The sequence below is a fragment of the Lysinibacillus irui genome, from assembly GCF_028877475.1.
GTDB lineage: Bacteria > Bacillota > Bacilli > Bacillales_A > Planococcaceae > Lysinibacillus > Lysinibacillus irui.
The window spans coordinates 1,249,873-1,269,184 of record NZ_CP113527.1 but is presented as its reverse complement, the minus strand read 5'-3'; the positions used below and the strand labels follow the sequence as shown (position 1 = coordinate 1,269,184).

Genomic DNA, 19,312 nt, shown 5'->3' with positions numbered 1-19,312 from the left:
ACTCATTGCTTTTCGCGTATATGTCCAGATTTTTCAACCTTTGTTTCTAAATAATAACGGTTCGTCTCCGTCAACCCACCCCATAAAGGTACATGCCCTTCTGCTGCCAAGCCGCGATCCTGTAAAGCAGCCAGTTTTTTAGGATTATTTGTAATAAGTGTTACCGGTTTAGAACGCAGCGTAGCTAGAACGGCAAGTGCTTCTTCATAAGAACGAGTATCGTCCGGGAAGCCAAGAGCATGGTTTGCCTCAACCGTGTCTAACCCTTCCTCTTGTAATAAATAAGCAAGAGATTTAGAGAATAAACCAATACCACGGCCTTCATGGTCTGCTAAATAAAAAATTGCTCCGCAGCCATGCTCCACAATCATTTTCATGGACTCATGCAATTGATAGCCACAATCACAGCGTTGGCTGCCAAATATGTCACCTGTGTGACAAATACTATGCATTCGGATTAAAGCATCTTCTGAATGGGTAAAATCACCATATACAAGGACTGATGATTGCTGTAAAAAGGCTAAATTGGCAGTGGCTAATCCATCAATGATTTCTTCTTTTGATAAATTTGCATCAACTTTAAGCCAGTTATACCATTGAAATGCGGCAGAAAAATCACCTTGTTTAATCGGTAAATTTACAGGTCCAACAAGGCAAATATTTTCTGTGTCGGTATACTTCACCATTGTCATTTTATCTTTCACTAAGTCCATAACTTTAGTCGTAATTGTCATTATAATCTCCAACCTTCTATAGAAACAGTTGGGGTAAATACACCAACTGAGCACATGTATTTTCACAGCACTTACATAACGTAACTTAGTTTATAATAATAACTAAAAAGTGTCAATCAACAGCTATTATTCTTTGATTATAAATATAAGATACAAAAATTTTAACATTACTTTTACATCATATACTACTAGCTTATGGAGATGCTATTTTTTCTGTGCAGGCTAGTCTATAATAAGCTGTGGTACCTGTAATGACGAAAGGAAGTTAAGAATGAACTTAGAAAAAAATGTTCAAGTAAAACAGCCAAAATATCAACAAATAGCCAATGACCTTGCATCAAAGATCGTGGAACGAAAATACCAAATTGGCGATAAAATATATGCAAGATCCTCTTTAGCAAGTCAATATAATGTTTCGGCGGAAACTGCAAGAAGAGCCATTGCTGTTTTACAAGACTTAGAAATTGTAGAGGCCTCAAAAGGTAGTGGAGTTATCATTAAATCTTATGAAAAAGCGGCACATTTCGTTAGACAGTTTCATGATGTTCAATCTATACATGAAATACAAAATGAACTTTTGACTAGCATCCAAAAACAGCATCATGAATTAATTAATTTACAAGATAAAGCAAAGCAGCTAATTAGCCGCACAGAGCATTTCCGCTCAGTCAATCCTTTCATTCCCTATCAATTAGAAATGACAGCTGATAGCCCTTGCATTCATCAAACAGTACAAGCATTAAACTTTTGGCAAAATACATCAAGTACCATTGTAGGAATTCGACGTGGTAATGAATTATTACTATCCCCTGGACCTTATGTCTCATTCGAAGAGGGAGACATTATTTATTTTGTCGGTAATGATGAAAGCTTTGCCAGAGTTCAAAGCTTTTTATATCCAAATTAAAATCCGTTTAAGCGCTGATATAACAGCGTTTAAGCGGTTTTTTTCTTTTTTGTCGATTTGACAAAAGTAACAACCCTTTGCTACAGTAAAGTTGTTACTTGTTTATTTTTGGGTATCATTATCCTCACATAGTAATAATTTACGAAAGGAGTGCTTCTATGGAAAAAATTAAAATAGAACACGTATCGAAAGTGTTTGGCAAACATATTCCCCAAGCACTAGAACTCGTTAAGCAACAAAAAAGTAAGACTGATATCTTAAAAGAAACAGGTGCAACTGTTGGTGTATACGATGCAAGCTTTACTGTCAATGAAGGAGAAATTTTCGTCATTATGGGTTTGTCAGGTAGTGGCAAATCAACCCTTATACGGCTCTTAAACCGCCTTATTGAACCAACGAGCGGAAATATATATATTGATGGAGAAAATATTTCTACAATGGGAAAAGAAAGTCTACGGACTGTAAGAAGAAACAAAATGAGTATGGTATTCCAAAACTTCGGTTTATTCCCCCATCGTACACTACTTCAAAACACCGAATACGGCCTTGAAATTCGTGGTATTTCAAAGGAAGAACGACAAGCAAAAGCTGAACAGGCTCTAGAAAATGCTGGATTACTTGCATACAAAGATCAGTATCCAAGTCAATTATCTGGTGGTATGCAGCAGCGTGTTGGGTTAGCGCGTGCACTTGCAAATGACCCTGAAATACTGCTAATGGATGAAGCTTTTTCTGCACTAGATCCTTTGATTCGTAAAGAAATGCAGGATGAACTACTTGATCTACAACAAACATTGAAAAAAACGATTTTGTTTATTACACATGATTTAAATGAAGCATTACGCATTGGGGACCGGATCGCTATTATGAAGGATGGTTCTATCATTCAGATTGGTACAGGGGAAGAAATATTAACCAACCCAGCAAATGATTATGTCAAAACATTCGTAGAGGATGTGGACCGTTCTAAAGTATTAACAGCTGAAAATGTTATGGTACGACCTGTTTACGTTAATGTAGACTTGGATGGCCCTACAGTAGCACTCAAACGCATGCGACAAGAAGCAGTTAGTTTATTAATGGCTGTTGATAAAAATCGACACTTAAAAGGCTATATTACTGCGGATGATGCACTAGCTGCAGCTAAAAAGCATGAACAGACCGTCCACTCCATTGTGCAAACAGAGGTGCTAACCGTTCCACCAGATATGCTATTACAAGATATTCTAGGGATGATTTATAATTCACCTACTCCTATCGCAGTTGTAAAAGATGACCGCTTACTAGGGGTTCTCATTAGGGGCGTTGTCATCCAAGCACTTTCAACGAGCGATGAGGAGGCCGAAGTACATGAATAATTTTTTAGATAATATTCCAACAATACCACTAGCTCAATGGGTAGAATCAGCTATGGACTGGTTGACGAGTAATTTTTCAACGATCTTTAACTCTATTCAGCAATTTGGAAAACTACTCATGAATCAGGTCACTGATTTATTAATGGGTATCCCAGCCATTATTCTTATATTACTTGTAGTGATATTTGCCTTCTTCGTTTCAGGCAAAAAATTCGGGCTAGCTGCATTCTCATTAATAGGTCTCTTGTTTATTTATAATCAAGGACTATGGACACACCTTATGGAGACAACTACACTCGTGCTCTTTTCAAGTATTATATCCATCATTATCGGTATTCCACTTGGTATTCTAATGTCGAAATCTACAATAGCTGAAAACATTATTAAACCAATACTTGACTTCATGCAAACAATGCCTGGTTTTGTTTATTTGATCCCAGCAGTTGCCTTCTTCGGCATCGGGATTGTGCCTGGTGTTTTTGCATCTGTTATTTTCGCTTTACCCCCAACAGTACGTATGACAAACCTCGGTATTCGTCAAGTACCGAAGGAATTAGTCGAAGCAGCAGACTCCTATGGTAGTACCGCTAGTCAAAAACTATTTAAAGTAGAGATTCCTTTGGCTAAATCTACGATTATGGCCGGAATTAACCAAACCGTGATGCTATCACTTTCTATGGTAGTTATTGCTTCTATGATTGGAGCACCGGGTCTAGGACGAGAGGTATTAACAGCCCTTCAACGTACACAAGTTGGGAATGGCTTTGTTGCAGGCCTAGGCTTAGTTATTTTTGCTATTATTATTGACCGCTTAACACAAAGCTTTAATAAAAAGAAAGCATTATAGAAACATAGTTAATCTTTCTCGCCGGCATGCACCTTATGGATGGTGTTGGCAGTTTGATAAAATGATAAATAGAAAGGGAGATTCGATGAAACTAAAGACAATATCAAAGTTAGGAATGGCTCTAGGTCTAGGCTTCATGCTCGCTGCATGTAGTGGAGGCGATTCAGGCTCAAGCTCTGGAAAAACCAGTGATTCTAAGGAGGTAAACCTTGCCTATGTTGAGTGGGATACAGAAATCGCCTCAACGAATGTTGTTGGGCAAGTTCTCGAAGATTTAGGTTATGATGTGACATTAACTCCTTTAGATAATGCAATTATGTGGGAGGCTGTCTCTAAAGGGGAAGCTGACGGAATGGTTGCTGCATGGTTACCACATACACATGCATCACAGTACGAAAAATATAAAGCTGATTTAGATGAGCTTGGAGAAAACCTTGCTGGTGCAAAAATTGGCTTAGTTGTTCCAAGCTATATGAATGTGAACTCTATTGAAGATTTAACAAATGAAGCTGATCATACAATCACTGGGATTGAACCGGGTGCTGGTATTACGGCTGCTACGGAAAAAGCAATAGAAGAATATGATAATTTAGCAGATTGGAACTTTATTACTTCTTCTTCTGGCGCAATGACAACTTCATTGGCTAAGGCGCTGAAAAATGAAGAAGAGATTGTTGTCACAGGTTGGTCACCTCACTGGAAATTTGCGAAATATGATCTTAAATACTTAGAAGATCCAAAAGGTGTATATGGTGGAGAAGAAACCATTAATACATTTGTTCGTAAAGGCTTGAAAGAAGATTTACCAGATGTATACTCTGTTTTAGATAACTTCCACTGGACAGCAGAAGATTTAGAAAGCGTAATGCTAGAAGTAATGGATGGTAAAGATCCAAAAGACGCTGCGAAAGAATGGGTAGAAGCTAATCCAGATAAGGTAGCTGAATGGACAAAAGATGTAAAGAAATAATATAAGAAAACAGGCACTTCCGCTTATGCAGGAGTGCCTGTTTATTATGATAACAACTTCAACATGACTGCCGCCCCTAATACAAGGATAATACAAACAATACGGCGCCAGTCCTTGGATTCATTAAAAAATAGCATTCCTAGCAGTGCTCCCCCAGCCGCACCGATTCCTGTCCAAATAGCATAGGCTGTACCCATTGGCAATGTTTCCATTGCATAGGCAAGACCTGCAAAGCTTAAGGTAAATGCAAAAATCAGTAATCCTAAATTTTTCATACTTTTCATCTTGTTATATTTACTGATCATATATACACCCATCATCTCACACAATCCTGCAATCACTAATGCCATCCATGCCATTATTCAGTCACCTCTTGATCCTTTGACTCTCCAGTTACAAGCTTTAAGCCGACTACTCCTGCGAGTAACACTACAATACATACTATTTTTGCTAATTTCCATGGCTCCCCAAATAACAAGCTATCCGCACAAACAGTTCCAGCTGTCCCTAAACCGACAAAGACAGCATAAACCGTACCAACTGGTAAATGCTCCCCTGCCTTAATAAGCAGATAAAAACTTACAAAAATAGCAATGGCAGTACCTAGCCATTCCCATACACTTGTTGCATGCTTTAAACCAATGACCCAACATACTTCAAAGCAAGCCGCTACAATGACACTTATCCACTGTTTATTCATAAAAACCCCTCCATTTTATAAGTCACGGATGATTAACCGTTGTTTAGCATTCACTTTGTGAGTTAATTTTAGCCAAACAAAAAAAGCCTGAAGAAACTGTTTTAAAAACAGTATCTCCCAGGCTTTTATCCTTCCGTGTCACAAAATCAATTTGTGGTTTTCTCTCGGACCAGACTAGCAAGGCTACGGAACCCTAGAAAACTATTCATTCGATTGTTACTCTTAGTATAGCAAACTATTTAATGATTTTCCAGTGGTACATAGCCAACCTTTTCAACCATGACTTGCCCTTCCTCAGAAAGAATCCAATCAATTAATTTTTGTGCATTGTGATTTTCTGTTCCTGCTGTGATTGCATAAAATTCTGATACTAAAGGGTATGTACCATTTTGAATATTTTCTTTAGTCGGTACCACTCCATCAATAGCTAATAATTTAATTTTTTCATTTTTGACCATCTCTGTCGAATAATATCTAAACGTAAAGCCTATGGCATTTTTATAATTTCGGTATTGCGAAACTTCTCGGATGATTCCTCCCATTCCCGACACGATGTCTTCAGAAGGTGCTTTCATCAATGGCGTATTGCCCATCAATTTTTCTAGTGCTGTTTGACTGCCACTATCTGCTGGACGTTGGAAAGCACGAATTGTCTCGTCCCTGCCACCTACCTCTCGCCAATTGGTAATTTCGCCCGCGTATATTTTTTTCACCTGCTCTAGAGTTAAATTATCGACACTGTTTTTATGGTGCACGAAAAAGACAAATGCCTCTCGTCCTATTGGTGTCATATTTAACGTCAGACCTTCCTTTTCTGCTTGCCATTCCTGTGAGGTGGACGGTGCTGCCACAAAGATAAGATCAACATTTCCTGTAATTAAATTTTGATAAGCTTCAGGTGTGCGATTAACTTGTACTCTACTATTATACGGAGCATAGTCACTTTTTGGATAAGTGGCCTCTACAAAAGCTGCGTACAAAGGATACAGAGCCGTCGCACCATCTAAACGTGGTAATGACTCCGATAATTGTAAGGATGCTTTTGCGTCAGTCTTTTCCACTTTATTGCCCTGTGCAAATGGCTGATAGGCCGTTACATCAATTTCTGCATCGACAGTCGGGATACTCATTTTATAATAATGTTGAATCGGTTTGATGGACGCAATCAATAAGGCAATCCCCATAGCACCAAATAACAAGCCTCTTCTTCTCTTAGTGTTGATCCATTTAAACATGCTAGATATAAAAAAGACAAATAAACAAACAGGCACGGTAAACACTAAATGCATAAAATGTATACTTCCATTCAGTGTAACAATAAGCGCAGCCATTAATGTGACAACCGATAAACCAATTAACACCGATACAATTTGTATAATTCTAATATCAGATACCCTCCTCCAGTGTAATTTTACACTTCTAAACTAATCGTACTGGAAAGATAAAGCATTCACAACTGTTTATTCAGAAAATTATGTTAAAATTAAATTTATCCTGATTCGGCATAGCTTTAATTTCAAAGGTTTAACATTTGGTTGCAAAGGCTAGCATTTCGTTAGAGTAATACTTTTAAAAAAGTATTAAACTGGATAGCACTATGTCGAATGTAATAGAGATAAGTAGGAGGAGTTGTACATATGGCAATTGAAAAAGTACGTAATCATTTAGCACAATGGCATGTTGAGCACAAGATACAAGAATTAGAAGAAAGTTCTGCAACCGTTGAATTAGCTGCACAGGCACTCGGCTGTGAGCCTGAACGTATAGCAAAATCTTTATCCTTTCTGGTGAATGACGGTGCCGTATTAATTGTTGCTGCAGGCGATGCTAAAATCGATAATGCCAAATTTAAAGCGGTCTTTGGGACGAAGGCTAAGATGCTAGCAAGGGATGACGTTGAAAAAATGATTGGGCATGATGTTGGAGGCGTTTGTCCTTTTGGTGTAAACGAAGGGGTGGCCATTTATTTAGATGACTCACTGAAACGCTTCACAACTGTATTTCCAGCATGCGGTAGTAGCAATTCTGCCATAGAGGTAACCATTTCAGAACTCGAAACGTATACTCCCTATAAAGAATGGGTTGATGTATGTAAGGGCTGGAATGATTAAAAACAATAATCGGCGAAACTTATCAAAAGGTCTCGCCGATTCTACTATTAATGACTTACTATTCCTTGTAACCCACTGCTAACCAATGTGAATCCCATTCAGTAATCTGATTGCCGACGCGACAGCTTAAACCACACGCTCGATTATCAGCAACAAATGAACCGATTAGCCATTTTTTAGACTGATATCCCTCTTTTAGCTGAATCGTTATGTTAGGCATCTCTATATACTGCTGATAAATAAACAAATTATCATCATAATGGGAGGATTGAGAGGCATTTAGTTTCTTCCCACTACCTTCGTAAATCTCCACAGTATTTCCTTCACGTGAATAAACAGGTTTCTTCACATAAGGCATATCCTCACGAATAAAAGGCTCTGCTGTAAGATATGTAGGTAGCATAAATTGCTGAATTGCTGCTCTTTCCTCTGCTGTAAAGAGTAGTGGGTCACTTCTCCGCTCCCATATTAACCATAATAAGATTTTCGATTGTAAGACATAAGCTGCAGGTGGATTAATGATGGCTAGCTGTCGCTTTTTGACAAGTTCTAATAATTGTAGCCCAATACGATCCCCATCTGAAGCTATATCATCTATTAAAAACTCTGCAGGATGTGCAGGACGAAATAAAATATCAATTTTCTCCATAGCAGGTGTATAAAGACCTTGAGACACATTTGACGTATCACTAGAAAAAATGGTTAGTTTCTGAATAGGTACATACTCAATTTCAAAAGGAATACAGCTCTTAATAAATTGCACCTGACAATACTCTTCATAATCCTCTGTTGCCATTTTTCCGGTGATCACAATCTTTGGCTTTTTAACATCGTTTACATATTGCATAGCAGCAAAAAGTGCACCTGACAACGTTTTTTGTAAAGCGGTCACATCATTTGGGTTTTTAAAACTAAAATGCTGACAGAGCTGTTCATTCATTTCAAAGGTTTCTTGTACAAGAAAAGGTGTTTCCCCATTCAACTCTAGACATTTAATATGACCATCCTCTGTACAAATAAAGTCAAAGCGAGCCAGAACAGATTGCTGCTGTAAATAATCTAGTTGAATATAGGGTATCATTTCGGGACGAATTCCTAAGGCTAATAATTGATCGCACGATAAATGCTTAAATTGTTTCCCTACTTTTAAAAAGATACGCCAAAGTATTTGTGTGGCATAGTGAAGTTGATCGATTTGTTGTTTTGGCAATTCTAAAACATCATAAAGTGCGTACTCTAAATCCTCAAAATCAGGGAAGAAATGGGGAAATTTAGAATAGAATGCTTGTCGTTGTTGTGTATAATTCATCAGTTTTTATGCTCCCTTTTCAAACTTACGAGGAGGACGAGCCGCCACGAGAGGCCCCGCCTGAACCGAAGCCAGATTTCCCTGTACTAGAGGAGGAAGAACTATTGGAATAGGAGTTCGAGCTTTTTGATGAGCTGTCCGTTGAATAGGAGCGCTGACCACTTGAATAGGAGTTTGAACTACTCGGTGTAGAGCTACTGGATGTTGTACCAGCCTTTTCTTGAGTGCTGTTCGTGAGACCATTTGTTTTACTTTCATCCTTAGCATTTTGGGTTGATCGAGGTACAGTAGAACCACCACCCCCGCTTTGTTCATCTCGATCTGTGCCATTTTTTAAATTGCGGCTTTTATAAATGGCACTTCCGATCATTGCGCCCGCCGTTGCATACATGAGACCATTAAAGAAATGCTGAGAATAATACGGGGAATCTTCATCGATACATTCATAGGAACCATCGTCCCCCTCTTGCCATTCATCACAGGCATCAGCCATTTCGCTATTATAAACATTTATTAATTCATCACTCGTTGCTTGAGTTTGTTCTTCGCTTGACGGATTAGTAGCAGATGTTGTTGTAGGATTTTCCTCTACTATTTGTGTTTCACTATTTCCACATGCGGCTAGCTGTACAGCCATAAAAGATGCCGTTGTTACAGCCATATATTTTTTTATTTGTTTTGCCATATTTTCAAATGCTCCTTTATTTCATGTAACTAATCTACGGATGTGATTAATAGTAGGTTTCACTTTTTACAAAATCATACAATATTTATTTCTCCAGGAAAAAATCCCAAACTACATGTTTGGGATTCCAAGAATTTTATCATTGCTTTGTCACCGCTCTTTTACCGTATGTCATATATCGCCATAGCTTTTCAAATGGTCCGATTGTAAAGAATTTAAACCAAAGCATACTAAAAATAATTTGAATAATAAAAATGATGCTCGCTATTACAACAATATCTGATGGTGAGACAACCTCTAAACCCATTAGTGAAATAATAGCAGTACCGATAAAGCTTTGTGCTAAATAGTTGGTAAATGCCATTTGACCCACTCGTCCGATTGGTTGAAGAAGTTTCACTACTTGTTTATGCTCTAATATTATAAACAAACATGTTAAATAAAAGTATGTTGTCGGAATAACACCTAAGCCAAGAATAGATTGTATATGTTGATCATCTGCTTGCGATGCCAACCAAATCCATAATGAAAATCCGATAAATAATGGACCTGTCACATAAAGTAGCCATTTCACTTTTTGCATATTCTCTGTTATATGGCTAATCCAGCCGGCTTTTGCTGCTAAAAAACCACTTAAAAACATAATGAAAATAGAGACGGCATCATTACCTACAAAGCCATAAATAGCTGACATTGTAGTATTAGCAGGCATATATATTTGTCCTAATAAAGCAAGAATATAAAGCGTGATAATAGCCATTAACCATTTACTAATTGTTGTCACTTTTGCTGAATAAAATGGCAGCAATAAAAATCCAAGCACTGCGTAAATGGCTAGGATCGAGCCCCAAAATAGAAAAATATGAATAATACCAATAATCAATAATGCCAATAACCGTCTTGCAAAGCGCCATCTCGGTCTATCTCCACGCGCTTCTGCACGAGTAGCGAAAATATAAAAACCAACACCAAACAGGAATGAAAAAATAGAAAAGAATTTCTTTTCGATAAATATATCAATAAGTGTATTGATTACACCATTGATGCCACTATAATCAGGCATTGGGCCACCTTCAATAAGAACTTGGTAGGCACCTACATTAATAAATAAAATACCAAATAACGCTAATCCTCGAATAATGTCTAAGGAAATAATTCGTTCTTTCTGAGTTACGGATGGATTCATGTTGCATTAACTCCTTATCTTTTATGCTATAGCTAGCATAACGCCCCATCCTTACAGTTATGTTCTTTTAAGCTTACAGCAACCTTACAAATTAAAAGAATAGCCTAGTAGTTTTTTAACCTCTTTTGTCATGAAATATTACATATTTTATAGTAAAAACATAGTAAAGAGAGGTTTAGCCAATGAATAGAAAACGCAAGCTTGGTTTTTGTTACCCAGGTTATCGGTACTGTGGTCCTGGCTGCTCAGGGCCAGGCGAGCCTACGAATGCAGTGGATGCTTGCTGTAAACTACACGATGAATGCTATACACGCCACGGTAGCACAAGACATTGTGATGAACAGTTTCAACGATGCCTTCAACCGTATATGAATGCACCTAATAAAATGGCGAGAGATGCCAGATTATTCTATCGTGTTTTTGATTTACGCAATCGATACTTTTAAGGAACAAAGCTCACGATGTTTTTGAGGACAGCGTGGGCTCCTTCTTAGTAAAAATCGAGTATTTTTGCGGCTTAGTAAAACCAAGCTTTGTACCAAGATAAATGGACGCAGTATTCGAAATATCGCAATCCCAACAAGGTTTTATAGCATGTGCGAGACAACGGTCAATAAATGTTTCTGCAATCATACTAGCTAAGCCCTGCCCTCTAAAATTCGGATCCGTCATAATATCAATTTCCGCATAATCATTTGATTTAAAAATAGCGACAGCTTCACTAATTATTTGGTGATGATGGACTAAACAAAAGCCAAAGCCTTTTTCAAGAAAATTCGCAGGAGAGTCCCAATATTCATCATAATATGCATGCCCGAATTCCAATGAATTTTTTATAAGATGTTCAGTAATAGGTTGTACCTCGTAATCATGCCCCTCGCTTTTTTCACGTTGATTATACATGTCTTCATCAAATGAAAATGTATAGCGCTCTAATTTTCTAATAAGCCCATCGAATAATTGTTCAATTTTAGTATCCCACTGTGCTGTGGAAGAGAATAGAGTAAAACGTTTCTTTTGCTTGATAGATTCTAGAAAGCAATAGCTAAGCTGTTGATCAACCGCAGTCTTATTTATATCACCATATATATAATAAATGCCTGATTTCGTATGAAATAATAAAGTTTGAAAAGCAGTTGTATCCGCATAGACAGTTCCTTCTATTATTTGATCTAGTATACTATAAACAAATGTTGGGGCTCTTAAAATCATTTGTTTAATGGTTGGATATTGTTCCTCTGAGACTCTTATCATAATATTTCCTCCAGTTACTTGCAGTCTGTACCCAGTCTATTATAATAAAATTAGATTCATTAGAAGGGACTGAATTATGCACAGATAGCAATATTTTTCATCCAACATCCTAACTTTTTGGAGGTAAAAGTATTGATTGAATGTATTAACACTGAAAGATTACAGCTACGAAAAATGGTGAAGGCTGATGCTAAACATTTATTGGCCATTTGGTCAGATCCTGATGTAACCAAATATATGAATATCACTTATTTTACACATGAAGACCAGGCCCTAGAAATGATTGAACTACTGGAACAATTAGCAGATCAACAAAAGGCGCTCCGTTTCACAATCTTTGAAAAGGCATCCAATCATATCATTGGCTCATGTGGCTTTAATATGTTTGATTTTGACCATGCTATCACTGAGATTGGCTATGATTTAGCGAAGGTTCATTGGGGAAAGGGCTATGCAACAGAAGCTATAACTGCTTTAATTGATTACGCCTTTACGAACTTAGCAATGAATACAATTGTTGCAAAAGTTGAGGCTGCAAATATCAATTCTATCAAGGTTTTAAAGAAATTGAACTTTATTTACCAAGGCTATGACGATACTGACAATACGCTTCAATTATTCACTTTAACTAACTCGTAAAATGAAAAGGCTAAGGATGGTAGATTTCAACTAATACTTAGCCTTTTTTATCAGTGATACATGCTGTGATTTATTTTTCCAGTTATTTTTTCTATTTGTACCTCAAAAAGCTCAATTTTAGGCAGAATCGGATAGCCTTCTCTTTCAAATGTCCATTCAGGATTGCCATACTTCTCTAGAAGAGCATCAAAGAACCATTCTTTCTTAGATACCTCCTCGATTCGTGTAATATGTCCAAACATCACCACACTTTGGTAAACGAGTGCAGATTGACAGGCATATTTTTTTCCGGGATGTAAATCGCCCATTTCGCTTACTTCAATACAGATTTTAGGGTTTTGTTTGATATTTGACCAAAAATGACTTTCTCGGATATTGCCAATATGTAAATAGAGTTTGTCATCCCCTTCATATACATAGACAAAAGGAATTACGTAAGGAAAGCCTTCCTCATCAACAGTTGCGACATGCGCTACTCTCCCTGATTTTAAGAAGTGCTATGCTTCCACTTGTGAAATTTCAACACGTTTGTTTTGAATCGTACCTCTCATCATCCTTTAACCCCCTTATGAAAATAATTAACGATTAAAAAGTCATTTAATATTTAATCGTTTATTGTAAACATACATTTATTTTACATCTTTAATGTACTGTTAAAAAGGAAATTTTTATAAGAATGATAAAAGCCAAGAATGCATCGGTTTGCATTCTTGGCTTGACGATTACTTTATTGGAATCCAAATTTCTGAGTATGAATCTGGGCTGTAGGGATCTTCCTCCGGGTAAACCTCAAGTTCTGCTGTCCCTGCTGGCTCGTACGGATTCGACGGAAACCACTCAGAATAAATTTGTTTCCATGTATTTTGCATCGCATCTGGCATTGGTCCATGGACCTCAAAGACAACCCATTTAGATGCAGGGACTTCCATTGCTAATAGCCCCTCATCAACATCCCCTACATGATCAGTAGCAATCCAGTAATCAATGAATCCCTTTTGTCCTTGCTTTATATTTGGTACACATACACCTAATACGCCATCGATACTGCCGTTATTTAATTGATATAGCTGATGATCAAGGCCACTCTGATTCACTTCTTGCCAAAATAAAGGAATTTCTCTTATGTTCTCTCCATTTTGACAGTTATACGTTCTTTTCACACCAACAATTTGAAACTTGTCTTTTTCTACAATTTTATACTTCATTGATTCTGCTCCCTTCAAGCTTACCTGGATGACCAGGCGATTGTATGATTGTAATGGTCCTTGTTTCTTTCTAGCTTCACTTGGCGTTAAATAATGCTGCTTACGAAACGCTTTTGTAAAAGCTTCAGGATTTTCATAGCCATATTTGTAGGCGAGATCGATTATTTTCCGGTCTGTGTCCATTAATTCTTGTGCAGCTAATGTTAATCTTCTTCGTCTCAAATAATCCGCAATGGACATATCCGTCAATATTGCAAACGTTCGTTGAAAATGAAAGACAGATGAATTAACCTCCTGTGCAATCTGTTCAATCGTGATGTCCTCTAATAAATGTTCTTCCATAAAATTAATGGCCTTTTGAATCGACTCAATCCAACTCATTGCTCTCACTCCTTGATACCATCTTAAAATAGATATTGCTGTATAACCTGTCTTTTTATGCTAACTTTGGACAGGTGAAATGGGAAGTATTTTTTGAATAGCTTTTCATATTTAAGTCTTTTATAGTTCGTTTCTCCTTATATTTATTTACAATAGTATTCATTATAAAAATAGTATAAAAGAAAGTATAGGGGGCCTCTACGATGAAATGGCTAGGTGCTGCAGCTATTTGTTTGAACGAAGAGAATCAGTTATTAATGGTTTTACAAGGAACTGTTGATGAAGAGAAAACGTGGACTGTCCCATCAGGTGGGAAAGAGGCGACGGAAGATTTTAAGGCTTGCTGTAAAAGGGAAGTTTATGAGGAAACAGGCTATACAGCCGATATTATGAAGGAAATTTATTATAAGCACAATGAAGTAGTGGAAGTTCGCTATTTTCAAGCCATCATAACAGGTGGACAAATGATGATTCAAGATCCCGATGGATTAATTTATGACATCGCATGGAAAACTAAAGAGGAAGTAGCTATTTTACCTCTAACCTTTCCAGAAGATCGGGTATTTCTCTTATCCTTATTTAAATAAAAAAGTCACGTCTCATCGACATGACCAAACGATATACTCGTACAGATTCTAATCTGTTTTGGTGTCTAATCGTTATATTCATAAATAATTAATGCCGAATGGATGACTGTCTGCTCACCAATATAGAGCGTATTGTATTTGATATCAAGTATGATAAAGCCTCGTAAATCTGCTAAAGCTCGATTAATATCATGTTCAAATTGCACAATATCATGATTTTGAATTGTTACAACTTGAGTCGTTTGTGCCATGGTCCACTCTCCTTTACTCTAATGATAGAGCAAAAAGATGTCCATGTCACATATAAAAAAGCGTAGGAGAAAAAAGACTCCTACACTTTTTAGTACATCGTTAAATACTCCTCACGCTCCCAGTTATGGACGCGAGTACGATATTTATTCCACTCAATTTCTTTAGCAGCGGTAAATTTATCGTAAATATGATCGCCAAGAGCCTCTCGAACAACGGTATCCATTTCTAATTCAATAAGCGCATATTCCAATGAGGATGGTAAGCTATCAATACCATTTAACTCACGCTCCTCCTCTGTCATTTTATAAATATTACGATCCACTGCTGCAGGTGGTGTTAAATCTTTCCGTATACCGTCCAGTCCAGATGCAAGAATAACAGCCATTGCTAAATAAGGATTTGCAGCTGGGTCAACTGAACGTAGTTCGATTCGAGTAGACAATCCTCGAGCTGCAGGGATACGAATGAGTGGTGAACGGTTTTGAGCAGACCATGCTACATAACATGGCGCCTCATAGCCGGGTACTAATCTTTTATAAGAGTTGACTAGCGGATTCGTAATTGCCGTAAAGCCATGCACATGCTTCATTACCCCCGCCATAAAGCTGCGTGCTGTTGCACTTAATTGTAAGTCCGCATGTTCATCATAAAATGCATTTTTATCCCCTTCAAAAAGCGATAGATTAAAATGCATTCCTGACCCATTGACCCCAAATAGTGGCTTTGGCATAAACGTAGCGTGTAATCCATGCTGTGCAGCAATGGTTTTTACGACTAATTTAAACGTTTGAATATGATCACATGCTTCAATGGCACTGGCATACTTAAAGTCAATTTCATGCTGACCAGGTGCTACTTCATGATGAGAAGCCTCAATTTCAAAGCCCATCCCCTCTAACTCTAGGACGATATCACGACGACAATTCTCTCCTAAATCAGTAGGTGCTAAATCAAAATATCCGCCACTATCATTTAACTCTAGTGTTGGATGCCCTTTATCATCAAGCTTGAACAGGAAAAATTCTGGCTCTGGACCAAGATTAAAGGATGAAAACCCAAGCTCCTCCATTTCTTTTAATACACGTTTTAAATTGGAGCGAGGATCTCCCTCAAACGGTGTGCCATCTGGTCTCGCAATATCGCAAATGAAGCGAGCAACCTTTCCTTTCTCGGCAGTCCAAGGGAAAATTACGAATGTATTATAGTCAGGCTTTAAATACATATCAGATTCCTCTATACGGACAAACCCTTCAATCGACGAACCATCAAACATGACTTTATTATCTAAAGCCTTTTCTAATTGACTCACTGGAACTTCGACATTTTTAATTGTTCCTAATATATCAGTAAATTGTAGGCGAATAAATTTCACATTTTCTTCCTTTACCCGACGAATAATATCTTCTTTTGTATAATGTTTCATTCTTCACCACTCCAATGTAATTTTAGTTTACACAACTTTTTATAACTGTACTTAAAATACATTAAAAATGAAAACGACGCAATACTTATGTTAGTTTTTATAACATTGTTTTTTTAGAATATATTGATCTTGATTTTCGATACATAAAAAAGGTGCACCCACTAATGGATACACCTTATCTTTATTTTAATATTGCAATAACATATTAATAAATACAACGAGAATAACAATCGGTACAACGACTAACATTAACATACGATATGTTGAATAATAGCCCTGCCCCATTTTACTACCCATTAACAGTTCTCTCTTCACAAATTCCTTATCCACTACATAGGCAATAAAGATCGCAATAAACAAATTCCCCAATGGCAACATTAAGTTGGACACTAAAAAGTCGGTTGCATCAAAAATACTTTTCTCGAAAATAGTTACATCCGATAAAATACTAGAGGAAAGTGCTGCTGGAATGGCAGCACTGAAAACGACTACACCTAATAAAAGTGTCCACATCGGACGAGATCTCTGACTATTTTCCATCATGGCTGCTACGATAATTTCATATAAACTGAATGATGATGTTAATGTAGCAAATAAAAATAACAATAAAAACATGGCTAAAAATACTTCCCCGAATGGCATTTGACTAAAAGCAGTCGGTAGCACCATAAATAGTAAACCTGGTCCCGCTGCCGGCTCTAAATCAAAGGCAAATACAACAGGGAAGATCGCTAGTCCTGCCAAAAAAGATACTAGTACAGTTAGTAGCACAACAGAGCCCGCTGAGTTTGGAAGACTAACATCTTTTTTTAGATAGGAACTATATGTAACAAGACAAGAGAATCCTACTGCTAGTCCAAAGAATGATTGCCCTAGTGCTTCTAATAGTGCCTTCCCAGTAATATTAGAGAAATCTGGCCATAAGAAGAATTTTACTCCCTCCATCGCACCATCTAATGTAACAGCTCGCATAACAAGAACAATGAACATGATAAAGAGTAATGGCATCATCCATTTATTAGCTTTCTCAATACCATTTTGTACACCTAATGAAATAATTAGTACATTTGTTAATGTAAACAAAGCTAAGCCCACTAGCGTAATCCAAGGGGTCCCTATAATTTTCCCAAATAATTCAGCTGAATCAATTGCTGGATCTATCACAGCGCCAGCTACACCTAGGCCGCTGTAAATGAAAATCCAACCACCAACAACACTATAAAAAGTTAATAATAAAAAACAACCAAGCACACCCATTCGGCCTATCCATGCCCACCCTGGTTTTGACGGAGCGATTTTTTTATACGCAGTTATCGCCTCTGATTGCGTACCACGACCTAAGACATATTCGGATAATAGCATGGGCAAACCAATTAACAATGTAAAGAGCACAAAAATTAGGAAAAATGCCCCACCGCCACTCTGCCCTGTGACATACGGTAGCTTCCATATCGCTCCTAAACCAATTGCAGCACCAGCTGACGCTAAAATAAAACCTAATTTACTTGACCATTGTCCTTTTTTTCCACTCATCTCTTCAAAACTCCTCAAACATTCTAAACTCAACTCTATTTTACATGAAAATATGCCTTTCGACTAGGTAATAATCATAAAGAACTAGATTACTAGCATTTTCTATTACTTTTTTCTATTTTTACGCTCCGATTTTTATCTCTCTCACTTTAGCCAAGCTACCTCCCATCCAGTTTAAACCACAAAAAACCTCGAGCAGTCCATCCACCCGAGGTTCATCTTCAATTATTTCGTTATATACATTGAGCGCTGGCGGTCGATCCACTTGCGCATTGTTGAAAATAATAAAGCCATAATAGCTGTTAATAAAATACCCTTCACAATGTTGAATGGTAAAATCCCAGCGACAATCATTTTATAAAGTGAGTCTCCTACAACTGGTTCCATTCCTAGGAAATATGTGTACATTGGTAAAAATAAAGCATAGTTTAAAACGCTCATTCCCACTGCCATCACTATTGTCCCTGTCGCTAAACCTCCAATAAGGCCCGCAATCGATTTAAAACGATTAAAAATAAAGCTTACTGGCAAAATAAATAAAATACCTGTTGCAAAGTTGGCAATATGACCTACCGGCACCCCAGTTGGAGTACCTGAGAAAATCCAATCCAACACATTTTTAAATAATTCTACTAAAATACCAGCTACCGGTCCCATTGTGATGGCTGCTAGTAAGGCAGGCATATCACTAAAGTCCACTTCCAAAAATGCTGGGAAAGGCGGAATAGGGAAATTAAAAAGCATTAATAAAAACGAAATACTGCTCAGCATACCAATCGTAATAAACGATTGAAGTTTAACATTTTTCTTCATAGAAAACTCTCTCCTCTTTGCTGATTCAATCTCGCAAGAAGAAAGGTGACGATCTTTCAATTGTTAGCATGAAAAAACCCTTATGCATCTAAAGCACAAGGGAGAAAGGCATGACGAATAGGCGTCAATATAAACTATTTTTGAGCAGCGTTTAAAGCCATACGAAAAAGCGCTCAGTCACAGTTTATTTCATAACAATGAATGACGATCGTACCTCCATCTTCTCCCATCCAGACTTTAACTGTCGGCCTTGGAATTGCACCAAGTCAGCCATGCAAAAAAATTTGCACAGGTCGCGGGCTGAAGAGTTTAGCATAAATCTCTCGAGTTAATGAAAATTCATTAACGATTTACAACTCTATTACCGCCGGTCGGGATTTTCACCCTGCCCCGAAGATGAATCATATTATTTTGTTCT

General features: G+C 37.4%; 21 protein-coding genes, 1 pseudogene and 2 riboswitches. Of the genes and pseudogenes, 8 read left to right on the top strand and 14 right to left on the bottom strand.

The annotated features are described in order from the left end of the window. Positions 1–2: 2 nt before the first annotated feature. Complete coding sequence (locus OU989_RS06045; protein WP_274796218.1) at positions 3–734, bottom strand: GTP cyclohydrolase II; 732 nt, start codon at positions 732–734, stop codon at positions 3–5. A gap of 271 nt (positions 735–1,005) precedes the next feature. Here OU989_RS06045 and OU989_RS06040 point away from each other — a divergent pair, with 271 nt between their 5' ends. The 4 genes from OU989_RS06040 (at position 1,006) to OU989_RS06025 (ending at position 4,816) form a co-directional block, all read left to right on the top strand. After that, positions 1,006–1,641, top strand: coding sequence for a GntR family transcriptional regulator (locus OU989_RS06040; protein WP_274796217.1), 636 nt, complete (start codon positions 1,006–1,008; stop codon positions 1,639–1,641). A gap of 158 nt (positions 1,642–1,799) precedes the next feature. After that, positions 1,800–2,999 carry a quaternary amine ABC transporter ATP-binding protein gene (locus OU989_RS06035; RefSeq protein ID WP_274796216.1) on the top strand — a complete coding sequence of 400 codons (1,200 nt, stop codon included), beginning with the start codon at positions 1,800–1,802 and terminating at the stop codon, positions 2,997–2,999. Then, complete coding sequence (locus OU989_RS06030; RefSeq protein ID WP_274796215.1) at positions 2,992–3,846, top strand: ABC transporter permease; 855 nt, start codon at positions 2,992–2,994, stop codon at positions 3,844–3,846. The genes OU989_RS06035 and OU989_RS06030 overlap by 8 nt, the downstream gene beginning before the upstream one ends. Positions 3,847–3,931: 85 nt before the next feature. After that, positions 3,932–4,816, top strand: coding sequence for a glycine betaine ABC transporter substrate-binding protein (locus OU989_RS06025; RefSeq protein ID WP_274796214.1), 885 nt, complete (start codon positions 3,932–3,934; stop codon positions 4,814–4,816). 44 nt (positions 4,817–4,860) lie between these two features. On the opposite strand, the gene OU989_RS06020 is transcribed toward OU989_RS06025, so the two are convergent. The 3 genes from OU989_RS06020 to OU989_RS06010 all read right to left on the bottom strand — a co-directional run bounded on the left by OU989_RS06020 (position 4,861) and on the right by OU989_RS06010 (position 6,847). After that, a complete protein-coding gene (locus OU989_RS06020; RefSeq protein ID WP_274796213.1) occupies positions 4,861–5,175 on the bottom strand; it encodes a DMT family transporter in 315 nt (104 codons plus the stop codon). After that, positions 5,175–5,516: a DMT family transporter gene (locus OU989_RS06015; protein ID WP_274796212.1), complete on the bottom strand. Its 342-nt coding sequence runs from the start codon at positions 5,514–5,516 to the stop codon at positions 5,175–5,177. The genes OU989_RS06020 and OU989_RS06015 overlap by 1 nt, the downstream gene beginning before the upstream one ends. 112 nt (positions 5,517–5,628) lie before the next feature. After that, positions 5,629–5,724: riboswitch (guanidine-I (ykkC/yxkD leader) on the bottom strand. Between the two features lie 31 nt (positions 5,725–5,755). Next, the gene (locus OU989_RS06010; RefSeq protein WP_404809735.1) at positions 5,756–6,847 is read right to left on the bottom strand and encodes a PstS family phosphate ABC transporter substrate-binding protein; all 1,092 of its coding nucleotides are present in this window, start codon (positions 6,845–6,847) and stop codon (positions 5,756–5,758) included. Between the two features lie 306 nt (positions 6,848–7,153). Here OU989_RS06010 and OU989_RS06005 point away from each other — a divergent pair, with 306 nt between their 5' ends. Then, positions 7,154–7,627 carry a YbaK/EbsC family protein gene (locus OU989_RS06005; protein WP_274796210.1) on the top strand — a complete coding sequence of 158 codons (474 nt, stop codon included), beginning with the start codon at positions 7,154–7,156 and terminating at the stop codon, positions 7,625–7,627. Positions 7,628–7,685: 58 nt separating this feature from the next. On the opposite strand, the gene OU989_RS06000 is transcribed toward OU989_RS06005, so the two are convergent. The 3 genes from OU989_RS06000 to OU989_RS05990 form a co-directional block, all read right to left on the bottom strand. Further along, complete coding sequence (locus OU989_RS06000; protein WP_274796209.1) at positions 7,686–8,936, bottom strand: glutathionylspermidine synthase family protein; 1,251 nt, start codon at positions 8,934–8,936, stop codon at positions 7,686–7,688. Between the two features lie 25 nt (positions 8,937–8,961). After that, complete coding sequence (locus tag OU989_RS05995) at positions 8,962–9,621, bottom strand: hypothetical protein (protein WP_274796208.1); 660 nt, start codon at positions 9,619–9,621, stop codon at positions 8,962–8,964. Between the two features lie 139 nt (positions 9,622–9,760). Continuing rightward, positions 9,761–10,807 (bottom strand): DUF418 domain-containing protein, encoded by a 1,047-nt coding sequence (locus OU989_RS05990; protein WP_274796207.1) that lies wholly within the window; start codon positions 10,805–10,807, stop codon positions 9,761–9,763. 182 nt (positions 10,808–10,989) lie between these two features. On the opposite strand from OU989_RS05990, the gene OU989_RS05985 reads away from it, so the two are divergent. Next, positions 10,990–11,253 (top strand): Parvovirus coat protein VP1-like protein, encoded by a 264-nt coding sequence (locus tag OU989_RS05985; protein WP_274796206.1) that lies wholly within the window; start codon positions 10,990–10,992, stop codon positions 11,251–11,253. A 10-nt stretch (positions 11,254–11,263) separates the two neighbouring features. Here the strand turns inward: OU989_RS05985 and OU989_RS05980 are convergent, their stop codons facing one another. Continuing rightward, positions 11,264–12,061 carry a GNAT family N-acetyltransferase gene (locus OU989_RS05980; protein ID WP_274796205.1) on the bottom strand — a complete coding sequence of 266 codons (798 nt, stop codon included), beginning with the start codon at positions 12,059–12,061 and terminating at the stop codon, positions 11,264–11,266. Between the two features lie 132 nt (positions 12,062–12,193). Here OU989_RS05980 and OU989_RS05975 point away from each other — a divergent pair, with 132 nt between their 5' ends. Further along, a complete protein-coding gene (locus OU989_RS05975; protein ID WP_274796204.1) occupies positions 12,194–12,700 on the top strand; it encodes a GNAT family N-acetyltransferase in 507 nt (168 codons plus the stop codon). 50 nt (positions 12,701–12,750) lie between these two features. Here OU989_RS05975 and OU989_RS05970 read toward each other — a convergent pair. Continuing rightward, a pseudogene (locus tag OU989_RS05970) lies at positions 12,751–13,182 on the bottom strand (pyridoxamine 5'-phosphate oxidase family protein); the annotation flags it as partial. A 240-nt stretch (positions 13,183–13,422) separates the two neighbouring features. Continuing rightward, positions 13,423–14,286: an AraC family transcriptional regulator gene (locus OU989_RS05965; RefSeq protein ID WP_274796203.1), complete on the bottom strand. Its 864-nt coding sequence runs from the start codon at positions 14,284–14,286 to the stop codon at positions 13,423–13,425. 203 nt (positions 14,287–14,489) lie between these two features. Here OU989_RS05965 and OU989_RS05960 point away from each other — a divergent pair, with 203 nt between their 5' ends. Continuing rightward, positions 14,490–14,873 carry an NUDIX hydrolase gene (locus OU989_RS05960; protein WP_274796201.1) on the top strand — a complete coding sequence of 128 codons (384 nt, stop codon included), beginning with the start codon at positions 14,490–14,492 and terminating at the stop codon, positions 14,871–14,873. Between the two features lie 65 nt (positions 14,874–14,938). Here the strand turns inward: OU989_RS05960 and OU989_RS05955 are convergent, their stop codons facing one another. From OU989_RS05955 to OU989_RS05940, 4 genes are all read right to left on the bottom strand, one after another. Then, entirely contained in the window at positions 14,939–15,124 is a 186-nt protein-coding gene (locus OU989_RS05955; protein ID WP_274796200.1) for a sporulation protein Cse60, read from the bottom strand. 89 nt (positions 15,125–15,213) lie between these two features. Beyond that, entirely contained in the window at positions 15,214–16,548 is a 1,335-nt protein-coding gene (glnA, locus tag OU989_RS05950; RefSeq protein ID WP_274796199.1) for a type I glutamate--ammonia ligase, read from the bottom strand. Between the two features lie 186 nt (positions 16,549–16,734). Beyond that, on the bottom strand, positions 16,735–18,081 hold the full coding sequence (locus OU989_RS05945; protein ID WP_274796198.1) for a sodium-dependent transporter: 1,347 nt from the start codon (positions 18,079–18,081) through the stop codon (positions 16,735–16,737). A 225-nt stretch (positions 18,082–18,306) separates the two neighbouring features. Next, positions 18,307–18,894: an ECF transporter S component gene (locus OU989_RS05940; RefSeq protein WP_274796197.1), complete on the bottom strand. Its 588-nt coding sequence runs from the start codon at positions 18,892–18,894 to the stop codon at positions 18,307–18,309. A gap of 214 nt (positions 18,895–19,108) precedes the next feature. Continuing rightward, a riboswitch (FMN riboswitch) is annotated at positions 19,109–19,296 on the bottom strand. Between the last annotated feature and the right edge of the window lie 16 nt (positions 19,297–19,312).

Bases quoted from the DNA above. Each gene is read 5' to 3' on its own strand.
- OU989_RS06045 (WP_274796218.1), bottom strand. From the start codon at position 734: ATGACAATTACGACTAAAGTTATGGACTTAGTGAAAGATAAAATGACA.
- OU989_RS06040 (WP_274796217.1), top strand. From the start codon at position 1,006: ATGAACTTAGAAAAAAATGTTCAAGTAAAACAGCCAAAATATCAACAA.
- OU989_RS06035 (WP_274796216.1), top strand. From the start codon at position 1,800: ATGGAAAAAATTAAAATAGAACACGTATCGAAAGTGTTTGGCAAACAT.
- OU989_RS06030 (WP_274796215.1), top strand. From the start codon at position 2,992: ATGAATAATTTTTTAGATAATATTCCAACAATACCACTAGCTCAATGG.
- OU989_RS06025 (WP_274796214.1), top strand. From the start codon at position 3,932: ATGAAACTAAAGACAATATCAAAGTTAGGAATGGCTCTAGGTCTAGGC.
- OU989_RS06020 (WP_274796213.1), bottom strand. From the start codon at position 5,175: ATGGCATGGATGGCATTAGTGATTGCAGGATTGTGTGAGATGATGGGT.
- OU989_RS06015 (WP_274796212.1), bottom strand. From the start codon at position 5,516: ATGAATAAACAGTGGATAAGTGTCATTGTAGCGGCTTGCTTTGAAGTA.
- OU989_RS06010 (WP_404809735.1), bottom strand. From the start codon at position 6,847: ATGGCTGCGCTTATTGTTACACTGAATGGAAGTATACATTTTATGCAT.
- OU989_RS06005 (WP_274796210.1), top strand. From the start codon at position 7,154: ATGGCAATTGAAAAAGTACGTAATCATTTAGCACAATGGCATGTTGAG.
- OU989_RS06000 (WP_274796209.1), bottom strand. From the start codon at position 8,936: ATGAATTATACACAACAACGACAAGCATTCTATTCTAAATTTCCCCAT.
- OU989_RS05995 (WP_274796208.1), bottom strand. From the start codon at position 9,621: ATGGCAAAACAAATAAAAAAATATATGGCTGTAACAACGGCATCTTTT.
- OU989_RS05990 (WP_274796207.1), bottom strand. From the start codon at position 10,807: ATGAATCCATCCGTAACTCAGAAAGAACGAATTATTTCCTTAGACATT.
- OU989_RS05985 (WP_274796206.1), top strand. From the start codon at position 10,990: ATGAATAGAAAACGCAAGCTTGGTTTTTGTTACCCAGGTTATCGGTAC.
- OU989_RS05980 (WP_274796205.1), bottom strand. From the start codon at position 12,061: ATGATAAGAGTCTCAGAGGAACAATATCCAACCATTAAACAAATGATT.
- OU989_RS05965 (WP_274796203.1), bottom strand. From the start codon at position 14,286: ATGAGTTGGATTGAGTCGATTCAAAAGGCCATTAATTTTATGGAAGAA.
- OU989_RS05960 (WP_274796201.1), top strand. From the start codon at position 14,490: ATGAAATGGCTAGGTGCTGCAGCTATTTGTTTGAACGAAGAGAATCAG.
- OU989_RS05955 (WP_274796200.1), bottom strand. From the start codon at position 15,124: ATGGCACAAACGACTCAAGTTGTAACAATTCAAAATCATGATATTGTG.
- glnA (WP_274796199.1), bottom strand. From the start codon at position 16,548: ATGAAACATTATACAAAAGAAGATATTATTCGTCGGGTAAAGGAAGAA.
- OU989_RS05945 (WP_274796198.1), bottom strand. From the start codon at position 18,081: ATGAGTGGAAAAAAAGGACAATGGTCAAGTAAATTAGGTTTTATTTTA.
- OU989_RS05940 (WP_274796197.1), bottom strand. From the start codon at position 18,894: ATGAAGAAAAATGTTAAACTTCAATCGTTTATTACGATTGGTATGCTG.